At 72.9% G+C, this 18,207-nt stretch carries 11 protein-coding genes; 4 read left to right on the top strand and 7 right to left on the bottom strand.

Annotation, left to right across the window (positions count from 1 at the left end):
• Window positions 1-22: 22 nt before the first annotated feature.
• The 5 genes from fxsT to fxsA are packed head-to-tail and all read right to left on the bottom strand — an operon-like array spanning window position 23 to window position 8,827.
• Complete coding sequence (gene fxsT / locus ACGFXC_RS19940) at window positions 23-3,997, bottom strand: FxSxx-COOH system tetratricopeptide repeat protein (RefSeq protein ID WP_393714476.1); 3,975 nt, start codon at window positions 3,995-3,997, stop codon at window positions 23-25.
• Window positions 3,981-5,384 (bottom strand): TIR-like protein FxsC, encoded by a 1,404-nt coding sequence (locus ACGFXC_RS19935; protein ID WP_393714607.1) that lies wholly within the window; start codon window positions 5,382-5,384, stop codon window positions 3,981-3,983. Before ACGFXC_RS19935 ends, fxsT begins: the two co-directional genes overlap by 17 nt.
• Before the next feature lie 43 nt (window positions 5,385-5,427).
• Window positions 5,428-6,291 carry an aminoglycoside N(3)-acetyltransferase gene (locus tag ACGFXC_RS19930; RefSeq protein WP_393714474.1) on the bottom strand — a complete coding sequence of 288 codons (864 nt, stop codon included), beginning with the start codon at window positions 6,289-6,291 and terminating at the stop codon, window positions 5,428-5,430.
• Window positions 6,288-8,540 (bottom strand): radical SAM/SPASM protein FxsBH, inactivated beta-hydroxylase extension form, encoded by a 2,253-nt coding sequence (gene fxsBH, locus ACGFXC_RS19925; protein ID WP_393714472.1) that lies wholly within the window; start codon window positions 8,538-8,540, stop codon window positions 6,288-6,290. The genes ACGFXC_RS19930 and fxsBH overlap by 4 nt, the downstream gene beginning before the upstream one ends.
• 29 nt (window positions 8,541-8,569) lie before the next feature.
• Window positions 8,570-8,827, bottom strand: coding sequence for an FxSxx-COOH cyclophane-containing RiPP peptide (gene fxsA, locus ACGFXC_RS19920; RefSeq protein WP_393714605.1), 258 nt, complete (start codon window positions 8,825-8,827; stop codon window positions 8,570-8,572).
• A 227-nt stretch (window positions 8,828-9,054) separates the two neighbouring features.
• Here fxsA and ACGFXC_RS19915 point away from each other — a divergent pair, with 227 nt between their 5' ends.
• The gene (locus ACGFXC_RS19915) at window positions 9,055-9,972 is read left to right on the top strand and encodes an aminoglycoside phosphotransferase family protein (RefSeq protein WP_393714470.1); all 918 of its coding nucleotides are present in this window, start codon (window positions 9,055-9,057) and stop codon (window positions 9,970-9,972) included.
• 411 nt (window positions 9,973-10,383) lie between these two features.
• Here the strand turns inward: ACGFXC_RS19915 and ACGFXC_RS19910 are convergent, their stop codons facing one another.
• Complete coding sequence (locus ACGFXC_RS19910; protein WP_393714603.1) at window positions 10,384-11,247, bottom strand: alpha/beta fold hydrolase; 864 nt, start codon at window positions 11,245-11,247, stop codon at window positions 10,384-10,386.
• A 358-nt stretch (window positions 11,248-11,605) separates the two neighbouring features.
• Between ACGFXC_RS19910 and adhE the strand changes: the two genes are divergently transcribed.
• On the top strand, window positions 11,606-14,221 hold the full coding sequence (gene adhE, locus ACGFXC_RS19905) for a bifunctional acetaldehyde-CoA/alcohol dehydrogenase (RefSeq protein WP_393714468.1): 2,616 nt from the start codon (window positions 11,606-11,608) through the stop codon (window positions 14,219-14,221).
• 94 nt (window positions 14,222-14,315) lie between these two features.
• Here adhE and ACGFXC_RS19900 read toward each other — a convergent pair whose 3' ends face one another.
• On the bottom strand, window positions 14,316-14,936 hold the full coding sequence (locus ACGFXC_RS19900; RefSeq protein ID WP_393714466.1) for a TetR/AcrR family transcriptional regulator: 621 nt from the start codon (window positions 14,934-14,936) through the stop codon (window positions 14,316-14,318).
• Window positions 14,937-15,078: 142 nt separating this feature from the next.
• On the opposite strand from ACGFXC_RS19900, the gene ACGFXC_RS19895 reads away from it, so the two are divergent.
• Complete coding sequence (locus ACGFXC_RS19895; protein ID WP_393714464.1) at window positions 15,079-16,470, top strand: purine-cytosine permease family protein; 1,392 nt, start codon at window positions 15,079-15,081, stop codon at window positions 16,468-16,470.
• Between the two features lie 38 nt (window positions 16,471-16,508).
• Window positions 16,509-18,158, top strand: coding sequence for an amidohydrolase (locus tag ACGFXC_RS19890; RefSeq protein WP_393714462.1), 1,650 nt, complete (start codon window positions 16,509-16,511; stop codon window positions 18,156-18,158).
• Window positions 18,159-18,207 lie beyond the last annotated feature (49 nt).

Raw genomic sequence — 18,207 nt, 5'->3', positions numbered from 1 at the left:
GGCCCCGCCGCCCTCCGTCGGATCACACCGCGAGCGGCTCCAGGTCCCGGTGGACCCGCCGCTCGTCCCGGGCGTACCGGGTCAGACCGTGGTCCTCCCCGAGGAGGCGCGTCAGCTCCGCCACCGTCTCCGCCCGCACCCGCGCCGCCTCCTCCTTGCGGCCCAGCATGTCCAGGCTGACCGCCATGTTCGACGCGCTCGCCAGGGTCTCCGGGTGGTGCGCCCCCAGGGCCTCGCGCAGCCGCGTCACCGCGACCCGCTCCAGCTCCAGCGCACCCTCCGGATCACCGAGGTCGGCCCGGGCGTTGGCCAGGTTCAGGTGCGCGAACACCGTGTGCGGGTGGTTGTCGCCCAGCACCTCGCGCATGCTGCGGATCGTCTGGCGCAGCATCGGCTCGGCCGTCTCCGGGGCACCCGTGCCCCAGTGGAAGACCGCCAGGTTGTTCACCGCGGCCAGCGTGTACGGGTGCTTCTCGCCCGGCACCTTCATGTACTCGTCCACCACCTCCTGCGCCAGGTCCCGGGCCCCGCCCGGATCGCCCGTCGCGAACAGGTCCGAGGCCAGGTTCAGCTCGCAGGCCAGCAGGTCCGGATTGACCGCGGTGTACTTGGCCCGGTACCGGTTGCGGGTCGCCGTCGTCAGCCGCAGGGCGTCCTCCAGTTCCCCGGCCCGGCGCAGCGAGACCGCCAGGTTCTTCGCCGCCGCCAGCGTGCCCGGGAAGGCCCGGCCCAGCGTCTCCTTGTAGAGCTCGTACGTCCGGCTCAGCAGCTGCACCGAATCGTCGTACCGGCCCACCTCGCGCAGGTCCCGGGCGAGGTTCTGTGCCGAGGACAGGGTGTACGGGTGGTCCGGGCCCAGCACCTCGGTGCGCCGGTCGAAGACCTCCTGGTCGATCTCCCGGGCCCGCGCGTACTGTCCGACCATGCGCAGGTTCAGCGCCAGGTTGTTCGCGGCGGCCAGGGTGCGCGGGTGCGCCTCGTGGAAGATCTGCCCGAAGCCCTCGTGCGCCGCCGTCGCCAGCCTCATCGCCTCCCCGTACCGGCCCAGCGCGCCCAGGTCCATCGCCAGGCCGCTGGTGGTCATGTACGTGTGCGGGTGCGAGGGGCCGAGCGCCGTGGTCTGCCGCTCCAGGGTGACCTCGTCCAGTTCCTTGGCCTCCACGAACCGGCCCTGCGAGCGCAGGATGTTGGAGAGGTGGAAGCGCAGGTACAGGTACTGCAGGTCGTCGTTGCCGAGGGTCTCCTTCCAGGCCTCGCGCAGCTCCTCGCCCAGCTCGGACGCCGCCTTGAAGTCGCCGCGCTTCCACAGGTAGCGGACCCGGTCGATGAGCAGCCGGCGGGTCTCCGGCTCCTTGCAGAACCGGGCCTCCGACGGGCTCAGGTGCGGCCAGATCGTGTTGAACCGCGGCCAGGTCGCGGGGTTGTCTATCGGCTCGTCGTCATCGGGCCGGGCACCCGCCAGGATCCGGTGCACCGCGTGCCGGGCCTCGCGCTGCTCCTCCTCCGTCAGCTGCGCCCGGATCACCGCCTGCACCAGCCGGTGCACCTGGATGCTGTTGCTGACCTGGTCCACCTTGGCCATCGCGAACCGGCCGATCTCCCGGATCACCCGGCCCAGCACCAGCTTCTCCTGGAGCGAGGGGTCGTACGGCTTGAGCGCGTCGATCATCTCCTTGCTGTAGAGCAGGTTCGCCGAGATCGGCTCCGGCGCGAAGAAGGCGCACAGCTGGAGCAGCCGCACCGCGGCGGGGGAGCGGGACTGCAGCCGCTCGATCGACACGTTCCAGGTGGCGGCCACCGGCTTCGGGTACCCCAGCGGACGGTTCAGGCCCAGCACCCGGTCGGCCTCCTGGGACAGCCGCTCCAGGTACGCCGACACCGGCATGGCCGACTCCGCGATCCACGCGCCCGCCTGCTCGACCGCGAGCGGCAGGTCGCCCACCGCGACGGCCACCTGCTCGGCGTCCTCCTTGGTCAGCCCCGGGGCCCGGCGCTGGAGGTGCTCGACGGACTCCTCGCGCAGGAACACGTCCACCGGCAGCGCGTCCCCGAACTGCGACCAGGACTGGTTGCGGGAGGTGACCAGCACGTGCCCCGGGCCGCCCGACGGGAAGAACTGCCGCAGCGTCTCGGGGTCGTCGGCGTTGTCGAAGACCAGCAGCCACCGGGAGGTCGGGACCCCGCGCCGCAGCAGGTCGATCGCTTCCTTGGAGGCGGCTTCGATGTCCTCGCCGGCCTGCGCGCCCAGCTGCACGGCCAGCTCCGCCAGGGATGCCCGCACGTCGCCGATCTGCTCGGAGGAGATCCACCACACCAGGTCGTAGTCGGCCATGAACCGGTGCACGTACTCCTGCGCCACCTGCGTCTTGCCGACGCCGCCCAGCCCGTAGAGGGTCTGCGGCTGCGGCAGCACCACCGCCATGCCGCCGCCGAGCTGGTCGCGCATCCGCTCCAGGACGATGCTGCGCCCGGTGAAGCCGGGGTTGCGGTTCGGCGCGTTCCAGATCCTCGGCACCGTCCCCGGGAAGCGCGGGCCGGGCGCGGCGGCGCCGGCGGCGCCGTCCGGCAGGGCCATCGGGCGTTCCACGGCGCGCAGCAGGGCGGTGGTGGCGTGCACCTCGTCGAGGCGGAACAGGTCCACCGGGTTGCGGTCGATGTAGGGCGTGGCCAGGCGTACGTCGCCCACCCGCAGCGGCACCAGCTGGCGGCGGCCCCCGGTCGGGTCCTCGGCGGCGGCCCGGTTCCAGACGTCCACGGCCCGGGCCGACTTCAGGTAGGCGCTGGAGAGCAGCACGACGGTCCGGGCCGCGGTGTCGACGCTGATGCCCGCGCCCAGGGTGTCCCCGGAGCCCGCGGCGGGGGCGCGTTCGGCGGAGACGTCGCGGGGGACGACCCGGAAGCCGGCCCGGGTGAGGACGGATTCGATCCAGTCGGCCCACATCCGGTTCTCGGCGACGTAGGAGAGGAACAGGTCGGCGGGCAGGGCCGGGCGGCGCCGGGTGAAGGCGTCCCTGACGCGCAGCCGGACCTCCTCGCCGATGGCCGGCATGGAGGTGACCTCGCCCCCGGTGACCACGGTGGTGAGCCGTTCGAAGGCGGAGAGCAGGGAGTTGGTCAGTCCGGCCTCGTCGCCGAAGGTGGCCAGGGTCTCCTCGTAGGCGTAGTAGGGACGGTAGGGGATCTCCACCGCGCCCCAGTAGGAGGTGAGTGCGTCGCCGACCAGGCCGCTGGGGAAGCGGTCGAACTTGATCCGGGCCAGTGCGCGGCCCGCGTCCGCCTTCTCCTTCTCGCCCTCGTCTATGCGCATCGGCACCGGGTAGATCGTGATGCCGCGGTCGTTGAACCGCTCGTCGATCTGCCGGGCGACGGAGGCGGCGCCGTCGATGGACTGGTCGGAGAGGGTGAAGCAGTCGACCAGGACGTCGGGGAGGTGGACGGTGCAGATGTCGGCGATGTCGGAGAGGCCGGTGCGGCTGTCGATCAGGACGTAGTCGTAGTTGCGCTTCATGTCGGCCCGCAGGGCGTCGAAGAAGAGGCCGCCGCCGAGCCGGTCGTAGAAGTTGTCCCAGTCGAAGGTGGACACCGTCGCGGAGTACTCGCGGTTCTGCCGGCCCGCCGAGACGAAGTCGAGGGTGCCGCCGTCGGGGAACTCCCAGCCGAGGTTCTCCGGGGTGAGGGAGACGGCGTGCGGCTGGATGCGGGCGTAGTCCTTGTGCCAGTCGTCGGCGCGCTGCACCGGGCTGGTGGCCGCCCAGGCGTACTCGCTGATGAGGTCGATGACGCCGGTGGTGGCCCCGAGCGTGGAGGGGTCGAGGAAGGGGTGGAAGAAGCGGTGCAGGCCGGGGGCCTCCAGGTCCCAGTCCACGGCGAGGACCCGCTTGCCGTTGGCGGCGAGGATCCAGGCGGTGTTGGCCAGCGCCATCGTGCGGCCGGTGCCGCCCTTGTACGAATAGAAGGTGACGATGCGTCCGTCACGATTGTCACGACTCGCTGTCATCCGCGTCCCCCCGGTCGGTGTCGGTGCTGTCGTCGTCCGTGTCGAACCCCGGGAACGGGGCGGGGGGCGGCAGGGGCGGCCCGCCCATCCCCATCGGTCCCAGCAGCCGCGGTCGTTCGGTGTGGGTGCTCCCGGCCGGCAGGTACACCTGCGCGTGTCTGAGGAACTGCTGGGCGGCGGCCTCGACCACCTGCGGCAGGATCTGCCCGAGGGTCTCCATGCTGGCCACCCCGTTGGCGGCGGCCCGGCAGGCGGCGCGGCCCTGGCTCATCTTGACCGGCAGGGTCTCCTCCAGCAGCCGTGCCAGCTCGGCCTCCCTGGCCCGGCTCTGGTGGTCGTAGCGGTTCCACGGCACGACCACGTTGATCCACGGGCGGTGCTCCTGGTCGAAGGCGGCCAGCCGCTGGCGGCGCTGCTCGTCCTGCACCGCCCAGCGGTCGACGATGAGGATCTCCGGCCGGGTGGGCGGCTGTTTGCTGTCGAAGTGGCCCGCCTCGTCGTCGAAGGAGGACATCGTGGTCCGGTAGTTGAGGTTCTTGACGAGGTCCTCGGCCACGTAGGCGACGGGCCGCTGGGCGACGGGGTGGTACGGGTTCCACTCCAGGGCGCTCTCCCCGTAGTACTCGGGGCTGCGGCCCTCCGGCAGGTCGTGCCGGGAGGCGGCGGCGACGGTCACGTGCAGGGTGCGGGCCGGGCCCGCGGCGGGGCCGCCCGGCTGCCGGCCGCCCGCGGGGCCGAAGGCGCTGGGCACCAGCCGGTAGTCGAGCGGGCGGACGGGGTCCAGCCGGACCGTCTCGGCGACCTTGACGATCCGCCGGGCCAGTTCGTAGACGGCCTGCTCGTACTGTTCGGCGTAGCCGCGGAGTTTGATCAGCCCGTACAGTCCGTCGGTGACGTAGCGCTCGCCGAAGGTGTTGTGGTTGAACTGCAACCGCTCGGCCGGGCCCGGGAGTTGCGCGGGCGGCACCGGCACCCACAGGGCGGGGACGATGGCCTCGGCCCGCTGGTCGCCCTCCCGGACCGCGCCGTGCTGGATGGCGCGCTGTGCGAAGGCGAACCACTCCTTGCCGCACATCTCGCTGGCGAAGTAGCGCGGCGAGAACAGGGGGACGAAGACGCGGCAGGTGGCGAGCGCCGCTCCGAGCCGCTCCGACCAGCCCTCGCCGCTGCGTATCTCCCGGTCCATGAAGCCGGCTTCGGATCCGGCGGGCAGGTCCGTCAGCGCCATGATGTGGTTGCAGAGGTCGCGGAACAGGCGTTCCACCCACATGTCGGGATCGGGTCCTCCCGGCCCGAACCTCGGTGTATGCGCATAACTGAGAAAAAAGTACGGCTGCACTGATGCGGGCACACGACCCCCGTCCCGAAGATGCGAGCGAAGAAACATCATTCCGGAGCTGCTTCGCCACATCCCCTCATCGTTCAGTCAATCAGCGTCTGTTTTCGGTCATCCAGCCAAGAGCGTGATCGACGGCGTCCGGAATCGAGAAGAGCACCGCGGGCACGCCTCCCACCCGCCCCCGGCGCAGCCGGGACGCGGGAAATGCCCCGCCGATCTCCTCGAAATCCCCGTCGTTCAGCCTGACGTCCTCGTACGAGGTCCAGACCCCCTCTTGCCCTCCCCCTCGCGGACCCCCCGGAAGGTTCACCTTCACCACACAGTCGTACATGCGCAAGGGGGGCTTCGGAATTCGATACTCCGCAAGATGGAAGGCGGTACACGCCGAAAATCCCACATTGATCATGAGTACCTGTCCCCCCTCCCAGCACATCTTTCCCAGCGGAGAGTCCTCGCCCAGATGGCATTCCATCCGGTGCTGCGCGCACAGCCGGTGGGCGTCCGCCCCGATCGCCGCGAAAGAGGTCTGCGGATGCGCGCTGCGGGCCGCCCCCGGAGTCCTGCGGACCGTCTCCGCCAGGACGCCCATGTCCTGGCTCGGGGTGCGCGCCGGGTCGAAGGCGGGCATCCGGGCGCGGAACTCCTCGACCTCCCGCTCGCCCAGGCCCGCGATCCGGGCCAGGTGCGAGGTGGAGGTCAGGGAGTTCGCCGTGGTGAACGCCGGGACCACCAGCGTGCCCCGGGGGCCCAGCACCCCCCGCAGGGCGTCGCGCAGCGTCTCCGCGCGCAGCCCCGTCCCGCCGAGGGCGCTGTGCACCAGCAGCCGCTGCCGGGGCCGCACGCCGAGCAGGCGCAGCTGCACCGCCAGCGCGAGGGCCCCGGCGGGGCGGTCCGGTAACGACCGCGTGCGCGGGGGCGGCGCCGGGCCGTCGGGGCCGGGGGCGGGGGTGGTCACGCGTACGCCGCCTTCAGTTCCCAGCGCAGCTCCTCCACCAGGCGCTTGCCGGTCACCGTCAGCTCGGCCGCCCCCGACAGCCGGTCCAGGGCGCGGTGGATGAGGTCCGCCCCGTCGGCCTCGTGCGGGGCGGTGGCCCGCCGGTACGCCTCCACCGCGACCCGCTCGTGCACGTCGGCCAGCAGCCGCGACACCGGGACCGGGCCGGTGCGCCACGGCGAGGGGTGCTGCCAGGCCCCGTCCAGGGCGTACAGGTCGGTCACCTCGGTCAGTGCCCGCAGCCGCGCCCGCCGCCGGCCGGTCAGCAGGGCCAGCGCGGTCTCCCGTACCCCGGCGGCGTACGGCACCCCGAGCGCGCCGGGAGCGTGCCGTCCGGCCTCGCCCCGGCCCCCGGCCCGCGGTCCGCCGGCCAGCGGGGTCAGCGTGCTCAGCCCGGCGGCGGCCGCCCGCGCGAACACCGGGACCGTGCGGTGCAGCAGCGCCCACGCCGCGTCCAGCCGGCCGCGCCACTCCTCGGCCTCCGCGGCGCCGAGCCGCAGCCGGGGCGGGCGGGCGAAGCAGTTGCGGTACGGGTCCAGGTCCTCCAGCGCCACCGGGTCCGCGTCCGGCCCGGGCGACCAGCTCCGTACGGGCAGCCAGCGCGCGTCCCCCGCGTCCGGCCCGAAGCGGTGCTCGGCGCGCCCGTCCCGGACGGCGTACCCCGCGCCGGTGTGGCGCAGCACGGCCCGGCCCTGCGTACCGGGCTCCCCGAGCCGCAGCAGCCCCAGCGTCGGCAGGTACACCTCGCCGTCCCGGTAGGCCACCTCGGCCGGCAGCTCCAGCCCGCCCCGCAGCACCGCGGCGGCCGTCAGCGCGGCCAGCCTGCGCACGGCGCCGGGCCGGTCCGCCCGCCCCTCCCGCAGGGCCTCCAGGGCCTCCAGCACCCAGGTCCGGGTGAACGGGTGGTCCAGTACGCGGTCCAGCGCGTCCGCGCCCGCCTCCCCGGCCCCCTCCACCGCGGCCAGCAGCTCCCAGGACCGCGCCCAGCCGGGGTCCCCCGCGAGGTCGGTGTGCAGCCGGGCCAGCAGGACCCGGGTCAGTTCCTCGTGGGAGCGGGCGAGCGCGTCCGGGTCGGCCAGTTCGGGGGCGGTGTGCCGGGCGGCGGTGCGGCCCTCCACCCCGTCGACCAGTTCGCGCAGGTCGGAGCAGTACACGGAGGGGTTGTCGAAGCCGTTGTGCCCGGCGTACCGGTGGGTGTAGAGCCCGCCCCCGCACGAACGTACGACCGGGCACCGCCGGCACGTGCCGCTGACGCCCGCCAGGCCCAGCTGCCGGGCCCGGACCCCGGGGTGGGCCGCGACGAGGTCGAAGGCGTGGTCGAAGACGTTGAAGCCGGTGGCGGCGGCCCCCTCGAAGGCGCTTTTGAGGGAGTCGGCCTGCTCCAGCGTCCCGTCGGTCTCCACCACCACGAGGTCGGTCGGCGCGAGCCCGAGGGACTCCGTCAGGCTGGGTCCGCCGCCCAGGGTCGACTGCAGGGACTCGAAGAGCCGTACGGGGACCGGCCGCTCCAGCCGCTCCCACCGGTCGAAGACCCGCAGCAGCCAGCGGGCGTAGGCGTCGGGGACGCCGTCGGGCCGGGCGGGCGGGGTCTGCCAGGTCGCGTGGGGGAGCAGGAAGTCCACCCGCGGGGGCTCCAGTTCGACCAGCGCGTCCAGGACGGCGACGGGGTCGTTGGCCACGTCCACGGTGCACAGCAGGCCCTGGTAGAGGTGACGGTAGGGCGCCGAGCGGAGCAGGGCCACGGCGGCGAGTACCAGGGGGTGGCTCGTGCGGCCGTCCGCGAAGCGCCGGTGGCGGTCGTTGGCCGCGCGGTCCCCGTCGAGGGAGATCCCCACCCGGACGCCGTATTCGGCGAAGAGGTCAAGGTAACGGCGGCTGAGCTGCAGGCCGTTGGTGTGGATCCGCAGGTCGAGGTCCGCGGTGCCGGCGAGCGCGCGGGTGAACTCCTCGCACACGAGCCGTAGTCGGGCGGTGCCCGCCAACAGGGGTTCCCCCCCGTGGAGGATCACCGTGACGGAGGGGAGTGCATGGTCACGGGCATGTTCGGCGAGCCGCGACGCGGTCTGGGAAACGACCCCGGGGGAGATCACTTTCGGCCGGGCTCGCCAGCTCTGATCTGCGTGTTCGTAGACGTAGCAATGATCACAAGCGAGATCGCATCTGCTGTGAACCTTGAGGACGATCTCGCGGAATGCGATCAGGCCGGTCATTCCACCAGTCTAGAGCGCGTACTTCGCCATCAGAGCGCAGAGTTGAAGATCGGTGCCTGAACGTGACGGCGGGATTCCGAGGGGAGCACTCGGCCGAGGGCCGCCGCGGCCGAAGCACTGCGGACGTCGATCTGCGCGAGCGGAACCCGGCGGTTCTTGACCGTGCTGGTCGGGGGGGTTGCGGAAGTGTTCACGACACCGTCCTCGGGGAGGCCATGTGAAATGGGCGGGAATGACACCAGCGCGTTGCTGCCGTCAAGCGTGGACTTTACTCGTCCACACCCCATTGGCAACCGAGGCATGACGCTTGGTCAAGCGTTCTATAGAAAGCGTGGCGCAATTCTCAAGACGCCGTATTCGGCCGTTTGCCGGACGGCAAGATCCAATTTCGCGGGGGGCGCCGCCGGCGGCTCCGTCCCGCACGTCGGCGCAGGTCGTGGGCCCGCCCCGGCGGAACCGGCCGCCGGTGCAAACGCGGTTGACTCCGGGTGGCGCGGCCGGTCGGATGACGGTCATGGACACCGTACGCACGCACCCGGGCCGCCCGGCCGTCGACGAGGACCTCGTACGGCGCCTGGTCGCCGGGCAGTTCCCCGGCTGGGCGGGGCTGGAGGTCACGCGGTTCCCCTCCGGCGGCACGGTCAACCACGTGTACCGGCTGGGCCCGGACATGACCGTACGGCTGCCGATGACGCGCGGCGGGGCCGAGGACGTGCCCCGGGAGCGGTACTGGCTGCCCCGGCTCGCCCCCCTGCTGCCCGTGGCCGTCCCGGAGGTGCTCGGCGCCGGGGAGCCGGCCGAAGGGTACCCGTGGGCCTGGTCGGTGTACCGGTGGATGCCGGGGGACAACCCCCGGGAGGGGGCACCGCCCGCGCCCGGGGCGCTGGCCGCCGACCTCGGCGCCTTCGTCCGGGCGATGCGGGAGGCCGCGCTGCCCGGGGCCCCGGCGGCCCACCGGGGCGGCCCGCCGGCCCTGCAGGACGCCGGGACGCGGGCCGCGATCGGGGCCCTGCGCGCGATCCCGCAGGAGGGCGTCGACTGCGACGCGGTGAGCGCCGTGTGGGAGGAGGCCCTGCGGGCCCCGGCCTGGGACGGGCCGCCCGTGTGGCTGCACGCCGACCTGATGCCGGGCAACCTGCTCGTCGGGGACGGCCGCCTCACGGCGGTGATCGACTTCGGGTGCGCGGGCACCGGGGACCCGGCCTGCGACCTCTTCCCGGCGTGGAACCTGCTGCCCGCCGGCGCCCGGGAGGTCTTCCGCGAGGCGGTCGGCGCGGACGACGCCACCTGGGCCCGGGGCCGGGCCCGGACCCTCTCGCAGGCGCTGATCGCGCTGGCCGACCACCGCGGCCGCAACGAGGCGATGGCCCGCAACGCCCGGCACGCGATCCGCGCGGTGCTCGAAGACCTCCGGCCCCGCAGTGAGCGGTGACGGAGTCGAGTTCCCCGAAGTCCGCCTTCACGTCGTGGCGATGCTGCGCGCCCTGGCGAGCCCCGGGCACCAGCAGCGGGTGTGGCTGGCCGGCGCTCCGGAAGAAGGGGACGCCTCGGGTGACCTGACCCTGGTGGTGAACGTCCTGTACGACGACACCCGCGTCCTGGAAGATCCGGAGTCGACCGTGGGGGAGGTGCTCCGGGACGAGGACGAGGCACGGGCACTGCGTACGCTCGCGGACCTGCTCGACCCGCTGATCGACGAGCTGGGCGACGCACCTGACTCCTCCTACGTCGCCTCCCCGCACTGGCCGCGAGTCGTGGAGGCGGCCGGAGAAGCGCTGAGGGGGATGGCCTGGGAACCGTCTCCCGCGGACTCGGATGCGGGCAGCCGCGAAACGGCCTGCCTTCAGGCGGGCTGCTGGGCGCCCAGGGGTGGGGACGGGAGTTCGCGCAGGAGCCAGGTGAGTACGTCGGGCAGCGCGCGCAGCGCCGCGAAGTGCGCGGCGGCCGGGTCGATGGTGGTGGTCGCGCCGGGGATGCGCCGGCCCAGCCAGCGGGCGTGGCCCACCGGGGAGAACACGTCCAGCTCCCCGTGCCAGATCAGCACCGGGCTGCGGATGTCGGCGGGGTCGAAGCCCCAGGGGCTGCTGAAGGCGAGGGCGTCGTCGATCCACCCCCACGCCGAGGTGCGCACCCCCTCGCGGTAGTTGCGCAGCAGCATCGCCCGCAGGCCGGCGTCCGAGACGATCATGCGGTCGTTGTCGGTGAGTTCCCGGCGCAGCTCGTCCAGCAGCCGTCCGGGGTCCCGCCGGATCCCGGCGGCGCGCGGGATGAGCCGGGCCGCCAGCTCCTCGGGGTCGTCGGAGGCGGTGGTGTACTCCTGCACGTTCGAGGCGGCCATGCCGGCGAACCAGTCCAGGTCCTCCGCGTCCCGCGGCGCGAGCGGGACCAGGGCCGCCGTGCGGGTGACCCGGTGCGGCAGCAGGGCCGCGCAGGCCAGGGCGCCGGGGCCGCCGCCGGAGCGCCCGGCCACCGCGAAGGTGTCCAGGCCGAGGGCGTCGGCGACGGCGGCCACCTCCTGGGCCACGTCGGCGACGGTGCGGCCCGGGTGGCGGTCGGAGCCGCCGTAGCCGGGCCGGTCGTAGGCGATGAGCTGCACGCGCCGCTGGTAGAGGACCATGCCCCGGGGGGCCGGGCCCAGCCGGCTGCCGGGGGTGCCGTGGAGCAGGAAGACGGGTTTGCCGTCCGGGTCGCCCCAGCGCTCCGCCATCAGGGCGCGTCCGTCCGCGGTGCGGACTTCTTTGCGCACGCGCTCCCCCCTCACGTCCGGCGCGGGCAGTCAGGGTGATTGTGCTCCCCGGCCGGGGAATGCGGTAGGCCGCATCCGTGGGGAAATTCTTGTGAAAGTTTTCACAAGCGCACAGGGGTCTTTGGTCCCCCGTCATGTGCCCAGGTCAGATCGGTGATCGGCGAGGTGTGGAGGAGGTCGAAGGGCCGTTCGACCCGGCGGGAAAGGGCTTTCTCGGCGCCGCCGCTTCCGCTTTTGGGTGTCGAATTGAGTCATCAGGAAAACGGGTTCCACGCCGGCCTCCGGGCCGGGCCGGGTTCGAAATGAAGGAGTTCCCGCCATGCAGGCCAACGAGATGGTCGACACACTGGTCCAGGGGGCGCTCGACGCGCTCGGCCGGTTCGAGTCGTTCAACCAGGAGCAGGTCGACCACATCGTCAAGAAGGCCTCCCTGGCGGCGCTGGCCCGGCACGGCGAACTGGCCCGGCTGGCCGTCGAGGAGACGGGCCGCGGCCTCTTCGAGGACAAGGCCGTGAAGAACCTCTTCGCCTGCGAGCACGTCGTGAACTCGATGCGCGGGCTGAAGACCGCGGGCGTCATCCGCCGCGACGAGCTGAACGGCATCACCGAGATCGCCGAACCCGTCGGCGTGATCTGCGCGATGACCCCGGTCACCAACCCCACCTCGACGACCATCTTCAAGGCCCTGATCGCCCTGAAGACCCGCAACCCGATCGTCTTCGCCTTCCACCCCTCCGCACAGCACTGCTCGGCCGAGGCCGCCCGCACCGTGCGCGACGCCGCCGTGGCGGCCGGGGCCCCCGAGAACTGCGTCCAGTGGGTCGAGCAGCCCTCCATGGAGGCCACCGGCGCCCTGATGAACCACCCGGGCGTCTCCACCATCCTGGCCACCGGCGGCAACGCCATGGTCCGGGCCGCCTACTCGTGCGGGAAGCCGGCGCTCGGCGTCGGCGCGGGCAACGTCCCCGCGTACGTCCACAAGAGCGCGAAGCTCGCCCGCGCGGTCCACGACATCGTGCTCTCCAAGGCCTTCGACAACGGCATGATCTGCGCCTCCGAGCAGGCGGTCATCCTCGACGCCGAGATCTACGAGGCGGGCCTGGCCGAGTTCGAGCGGCTCGGCGCCCACGTGGTCACCGCCGCGGAGAAGACCAAGCTGGAGGAGTTCGTCTTCGGGACGACGGCCTACGCCAACGACTGCGCCGGGGCCAGGCTGAACCCGGCGGTCGTCGGCAAGTCCCCGCAGTGGATCGCCGAACAGGCCGGCTTCACCGTCCCCGAGGGCACGTCCCTGCTGCTCGCCGAGTGCGCCGAGGTGGGCGAGGGCGAGCCGCTGACCCGCGAGAAGCTCTCCCCGGTGCTGGCCGCCCTGAAGGCCTCCGACACCGAGCACGGCCTCGAACTGTCCGCCGCGATGGTCGAGTTCCACGGCCTGGGGCACAGCGCCGCCGTGCACGCCGAGGACGACGCCCTCGTCGAGGAGTTCGGCAAGCGGGTCAAGGCGGTCCGCGTCATCGCCAACTCGCCCTCCACCTTCGGCGGCATCGGCGACGTCTACAACGCCTTCCTGCCCTCCCTCACCCTGGGCTGCGGCTCCTACGGCCACAACTCGGTGTCGAACAACGTCACCGCGGTCAACCTGATCAACGTCAAGCGGATCGGACGGCGCAACACCAACATGCAGTGGTTCAAGGTCCCGCCGAAGATCTACTTCGAGCGCAACTCCATCCGCTACCTCGGCGAGATGGAGGGCATCGGCCGCGTCTCGATCGTCACCGACAAGACGATGGTCGCCCTCGGCTTCGTGCAGAAGGTCACCGACATCCTCAACTCCCGCCCGGGCCCCGTCGCCGTCCAGGTCATCGACGACGTCGAGCCCAACCCGGAGCTGGCCACCGTGCGGGCCGGCGCCGCGCTGATGCGGGACTTCCGCCCGGACACGATCATCGGCCTCGGCGGCGGCTCCCCGATGGACGCCGCGAAGATCATGTGGCTCATGTACGAGCACCCGGAGGTGGAGTTCGCCGACACGAAGGAGAAGTTCTTCGACGTCCGCAAGCGCGCCTACACCTTCCCCTCGCTGGGCGGGAAGGCCAAGATGGTCGCGATCCCGACCACCTCCGGCACCGGATCCGAGGTCACCCCCTTCGCCGTCATCTCCGACCCGGCCGCGGCCCAGAAGTACCCGCTCGCCGACTACGCGCTGACCCCGGACGTCGCCATCGTCGACCCGGTCCTGCCGATGGGGCTGCCGCCCACGGTGACCGCCGACTCCGGCTTCGACGCCCTGACCCACGCCACCGAGGCGTACGTGTCCGCGTACTCCAACGACTACACGGACGGCCTCTGCCTCCAGGCGATCAAGCTGATCTTCGAGAACCTCCAGCGGTGCGTCGTCGACGGGCCGAACGACCCCGAGGCCCGCGAGAAGATGCACAACGCCTCGACCGTCGCGGGCATGGCCTTCGCCAACGCCTTCCTGGGCCTGGTGCACGCCATGGCGCACACCCTGGGCAACACCTTCAAGGTCGCCCACGGCCGGACCAACGCGATCCTGCTGCCGCACGTGATCCGGCACAACGGCACCGTCTCGCACAAGGCCACCCCGTGGCCGAAGGCCGAGGTCTACCGGGCCCCGGAGCGCTTCCAGGAGATCGCCCGGATGCTGGGCCTGCCGGCCGCCACCGCCGCCGAGGGCGTCGAGTCCTACGCCCGGGCCGTGGAGGAACTGCGCACCAAGTGCGGGATCCCCGCCTCCTTCGCCGAGGAGGGCGTGGACGAGGCCGCCTTCATCGAGGCGCTGCCCACCCAGGCCATGAACGCCTACGCCGACCAGTGCGCCCCCGCCAACCCGCGGATGCCGATGATCGACGACATGCGGCGGCTGATGCGCCAGGCGTACTACGGGAACCCGGAGGGCGCCCCGGCGAGCTGACCCCCGCACGGCGCGGCCCCGCCGTCCGCCCCGCCCCGCCCCGGCCACCGGGGCGGGGCGGGGCGTTCGCGCGTGCGGAGCCCCGCGCGAGGGCCTACGCCTGCGGGACCCGGAGGGGGGCCGGGACCAGCAGGGCCGCCGCCGAGCGGGCCCGCTCCAGCGCCTGCGCCCGGTCCGCGCCGCGCTGGCCGAGGACCACCCGGGTGCTCAGCCCGTCCAGCAGCGCGAGCAGCTCCGAGGCCCGTGCGGGCACGTCCACGGGTGCGAACCGGCCCTGCTCCACGCCCTTGGCGAGGAGGACCTCCAGATCCCGCTGCCAGCCCTCGTCGATCTCCTCCTGGGCCGCCTTGAGCGGCTCGTTGGAGGCCGTACGGGCCCACAGCTCGATCCACAGCGTCCAGCGCGGGTCCCGCGGCCCCTCGGGAAGGTACAGCTCCAGGTACAGGGCGAGCTTGCGGGGCGCGGCCAGCCTGCGCCCGAGCAGCGCCCGGCGTTCGACGGCGAGCTGCTCCTCGCTCCAGCGCAGGGCCTCCAGCAGCAGGCGGTCCTTGCTGCCGAAGTAGTACAGGATGTGGCCGCCGCTGGTGCCGAGCCGCTCCGCCAGCGCCGACATCGTGAGCGTCGCGAGCCCGTTCTCGGCGATCGCCGCCATGGCCTCTTCGAGCATCCGCTCCTGGGCGATCCGCCCGTCGCGCCGCCGTGCCGCTCCCGCCACCGGTCCCGCCTTCCCGATCTTGCCTCGCCCGACCTTATCCCGGACAGGGTCTTGACGTGGCCCCGCACGGCAACGCATCTTGAATGCCATTCAAGAACCTAGAACGTCATTCAAGGTTTGCAGCCAGAGTCAGGGGTCCGCCATGGGGCAGCAGGAGACAGCCGACGTCGACGAGGTGTTCCGGGTCGAGACCCACGGGATCGACCCCATTCCCGACGCCGAACGCCACGGCAGCGCCAAGGACCTGTTCTGGCTCTGGTTCGGCTCCAACCTCACCTTCACCTACGTGATCAACGGCGCCCTCGCCGTCGCCTTCGGACTCTCCTTCTGGCAGGCCACCGCCGTGGTCGTGCTCAGCGCCCTGTCCTTCTTCGCGATCAGCGCCGCCGGGCTCAGCGGCATCCGCACCGGCACCGCCACCCTCGTCATCTCCCGCGCCGCCTTCGGGGTCCGCGGGAACTGGCCCGCCGGCGTCCTGAACTGGGTGGTGAGCATCGGCTACACCATCGTCAACACCGTCGTCGGCACCCTGGCGCTGGAACTGCTGCTCGCCGAGACCGGGCTGGCCTCCGGCACCTTCGCCCGGGCCCTCGCGCTCGCCGTCACCCTCGCCCTGACCTTCGCCGTCACCCTGTGGGGCCACGCCACCGTGCAGTTCGCCGAGCGCTGGGCCGCGTACGTGCTCGCCGCCGGCTTCGGCGCGCTGCTCGTCTTCGTCCTGCCCGGCGCCGACACCTCCGCCCCGGCCGCCGCGCCCGGGCTCTCCGGCTGGAGCCTGGCCTTCGTCGTGATGCTCGCGGGGCCCTTCTCGTACCTGCCGATGCCCGCCGACTACACCCGCTACCTGCCGCGCACCACCACGCTGAAGTCGATCACCTGGACCGGCGCGCTCGGCGGGATCGTCTCCTCCGTGGCCCTCGGCGTCGCCGGGGTGGCCGCCGCCACCCAGACCGACATGACCGACGCCGTCGCCGGGGCCGAGGGCCTGCTGCCGGGCTGGTTCCGGCCGCTGTTCCTCTTCCTGGTGCTCGGCGGCTCCGTCACCAACTCGATCATCACCCTCTACTCCTCCAGCCTGAACCTCCAGGTCCTCGGCATCCCGTGGAGCCGCGCCCGCGCCCTCGCCGTCAGCGCCGCCGTCACCGCCGCGGGCTCGCTCGCCGCGCTCTTCCTGACCGACTTCACCACCTCCCTGCTGTCCTTCCTCTCCCTCCTGATCATCGTGTTCGCCCCCTGGGGCGGGGTCTTCCTCGCCGACATGCTGATGCGCCGCTGCCGCTACGACGCCGACGCCCTGCACGACCGTGAGGGCGGCGCCTACTGGTACCGCTCCGGCTACCACCCCGCCGGGATGGCCGCCCTCCTGGCCGGCCTGCTCTTCGCCGCGCTGACCTGCGACTCCGAGCTGTGGACCGGACCGCTCGTGGCCCCCCTCGGCGGCGCCGACCTCACCCTCCTCGGCTCGGTGGTCTCCGGGCTCGTCTACTGGGCCCTCGCCCGCCGCCGCCTCCCGGCGTACGCCCCCGCCGCCTGACCTCCCACCCGTACCGCCACGCACACCCTGGAGCCCCCATGTCCCGCCCCCTCCCCGCCGACCTGCTGCTCACCGGCGCCCGGATCCACACCGTGGACCCGCTGCTGCCCGAGGCCGAGGCCCTCGCCGTCCGCGACGGGGTGATCGCCTGGCTCGGCCCGGACGCCGAAGCGGCCGCCTGGGCCGGACCGGACACCGAGCGGATCGACGCGGGCGGCCGGCTCGTCCTGCCCGGGTTCGTCGACGCCCACAACCACGTCCGGCTCGGCTCCGACGCGGACTGCGTCCAGCTCGCCGGGGTGCGCACCCTGGAGGCCGTCCAGGAGCGGATCTGGGTCTGGCTCGCGGAGCACCCCGACGCCGAGTGGATCGAAGCCGAGGCCTTCGACTACTCCGCGATCCCGGGCGGCCGGATGCCCACCGCCGCCGACCTGGACCCGGTCACCGGCGACGTCCCCGCCTTCGTGCTCTCGTACGACGTCCACACGGCCTGGCTCAACACGGCCGCCCTGCGCCGGCTGGGCATCACCCGGGACCACACCGACCTGCCGTTCGGCACCGCCGCCGTGGACCCGCTGACGGGCGAGCCGACCGGCTTCGTCAAGGACTTCGCGATCAAGGGGCTCTCCCGCGACGGGTACCGCGCCCTGCGCGAGCTGGGCGTGCCGTGGGCCTCGACCGACCGGCAGTACGGGCGGCTCGCCAGGAGCCTCGACGACGCGATCGGCTTCGGCATCACCACCGTCGTCGAGCCGCAGAACTCCCTCGACGACCTCGCACTGTACGAACGGGCCCGCACCGAGGGCCGGCTGCGCTCGCGGATCGTCGCGGCCCTGTTCCACCCGCGCGGCACCGGCCCCGAGGACCTCGACGCCTTCGCCGACGCCGCCCGCGCGTACGCCGGGGACCGGCTGCGGGTCGGCCCGCTCAAGCTCTACATCGACGACGTGGTCGAGCCGCGCACGGCCGCGCTGCTGGAGCCGTACGCCGGCTGCGGCCACCACCGGGGCGAGACCTTCTACCCGGCCGAGGAGTTCGCGGAGCTGCTGGCCGGGCTGGACGCGCGGGGCTTCCAGTGCTTCGTGCACGCCACCGGGGACCGGGGGATCCGGACCGTCCTGGACGCCGTCGAGCACGCCCGCGCGGTCAACGGCCCGCGCGACGCCCGCCACCAGGTGGTGCACGTGGAGTGCCTGGACCCGCAGGACGTGCCGCGCTTCGCCGAGCTGGGCGTCGTCGCCTGCATGCAGCCGCGGCACTGCGCGCCCGAGATCGCGGGCCCCGGGCAGGACTGGGCCGAGAACGTGGGGGAGGAGCGCTGGCACAAGGCCTGGCCCATGCGGAGCCTGCACGAGGCGGACGCGGTGCTGGCCTTCTCCAGCGACTGGAACGTCGCCGAGATGGACCCGATGATCGGCATCTACACGGCGGTGACCCGCCGTTCCCTGGACAGGGGCGAGGCCTGGCAGCCGGAGGAGACGGTGGACGTGGCCACGGCGGTGCACGGCTACACGATGGGCTCCGCCTACGCCAACTTCCTGGAGGCGGAGCGCGGCTCCCTCACCGTCGGCAAGGCGGCCGACTTCGTGGTCCTGTCCCGCGACATCCTGCGCGTCGCCCCGGAGGCGATCCCGGGCACGGTCGCCGAGACGGTGGTGGTCGCGGGCGAGGTGGTCCACCGGGCCTGACCGCCCCGGCCGCCGGGTCCGGGGGAGGCTCCCCGGCCCGGCGGGGCGG

The organism is Streptomyces sp. NPDC048507 (genome assembly GCF_043199995.1).
Classification (GTDB): Bacteria; Actinomycetota; Actinomycetes; order Streptomycetales; family Streptomycetaceae; genus Streptomyces.
The sequence above is the reverse complement of the archived record's forward strand: the minus strand, read 5'-3'. Positions and strand labels throughout refer to the sequence as shown.

What these genes read in the sequence shown, in the direction of transcription:
- ACGFXC_RS19895 (WP_393714464.1), top strand. Translation starts at nt 15,079, where the DNA reads ATGGGGCAGCAGGAGACAGCCGACGTCGACGAGGTGTTCCGGGTCGAG.
- adhE (WP_393714468.1), top strand. Translation starts at nt 11,606, where the DNA reads ATGCAGGCCAACGAGATGGTCGACACACTGGTCCAGGGGGCGCTCGAC.
- fxsBH (WP_393714472.1), bottom strand. Translation starts at nt 8,540, where the DNA reads ATGACCGGCCTGATCGCATTCCGCGAGATCGTCCTCAAGGTTCACAGC.
- fxsT (WP_393714476.1), bottom strand. Translation starts at nt 3,997, where the DNA reads ATGACAGCGAGTCGTGACAATCGTGACGGACGCATCGTCACCTTCTAT.
- ACGFXC_RS19935 (WP_393714607.1), bottom strand. Translation starts at nt 5,384, where the DNA reads ATGTTTCTTCGCTCGCATCTTCGGGACGGGGGTCGTGTGCCCGCATCA.
- fxsA (WP_393714605.1), bottom strand. Translation starts at nt 8,827, where the DNA reads ATGGGGTGTGGACGAGTAAAGTCCACGCTTGACGGCAGCAACGCGCTG.
- ACGFXC_RS19915 (WP_393714470.1), top strand. Translation starts at nt 9,055, where the DNA reads ATGGACACCGTACGCACGCACCCGGGCCGCCCGGCCGTCGACGAGGAC.
- ACGFXC_RS19890 (WP_393714462.1), top strand. Translation starts at nt 16,509, where the DNA reads ATGTCCCGCCCCCTCCCCGCCGACCTGCTGCTCACCGGCGCCCGGATC.
- ACGFXC_RS19910 (WP_393714603.1), bottom strand. Translation starts at nt 11,247, where the DNA reads ATGGCGGAGCGCTGGGGCGACCCGGACGGCAAACCCGTCTTCCTGCTC.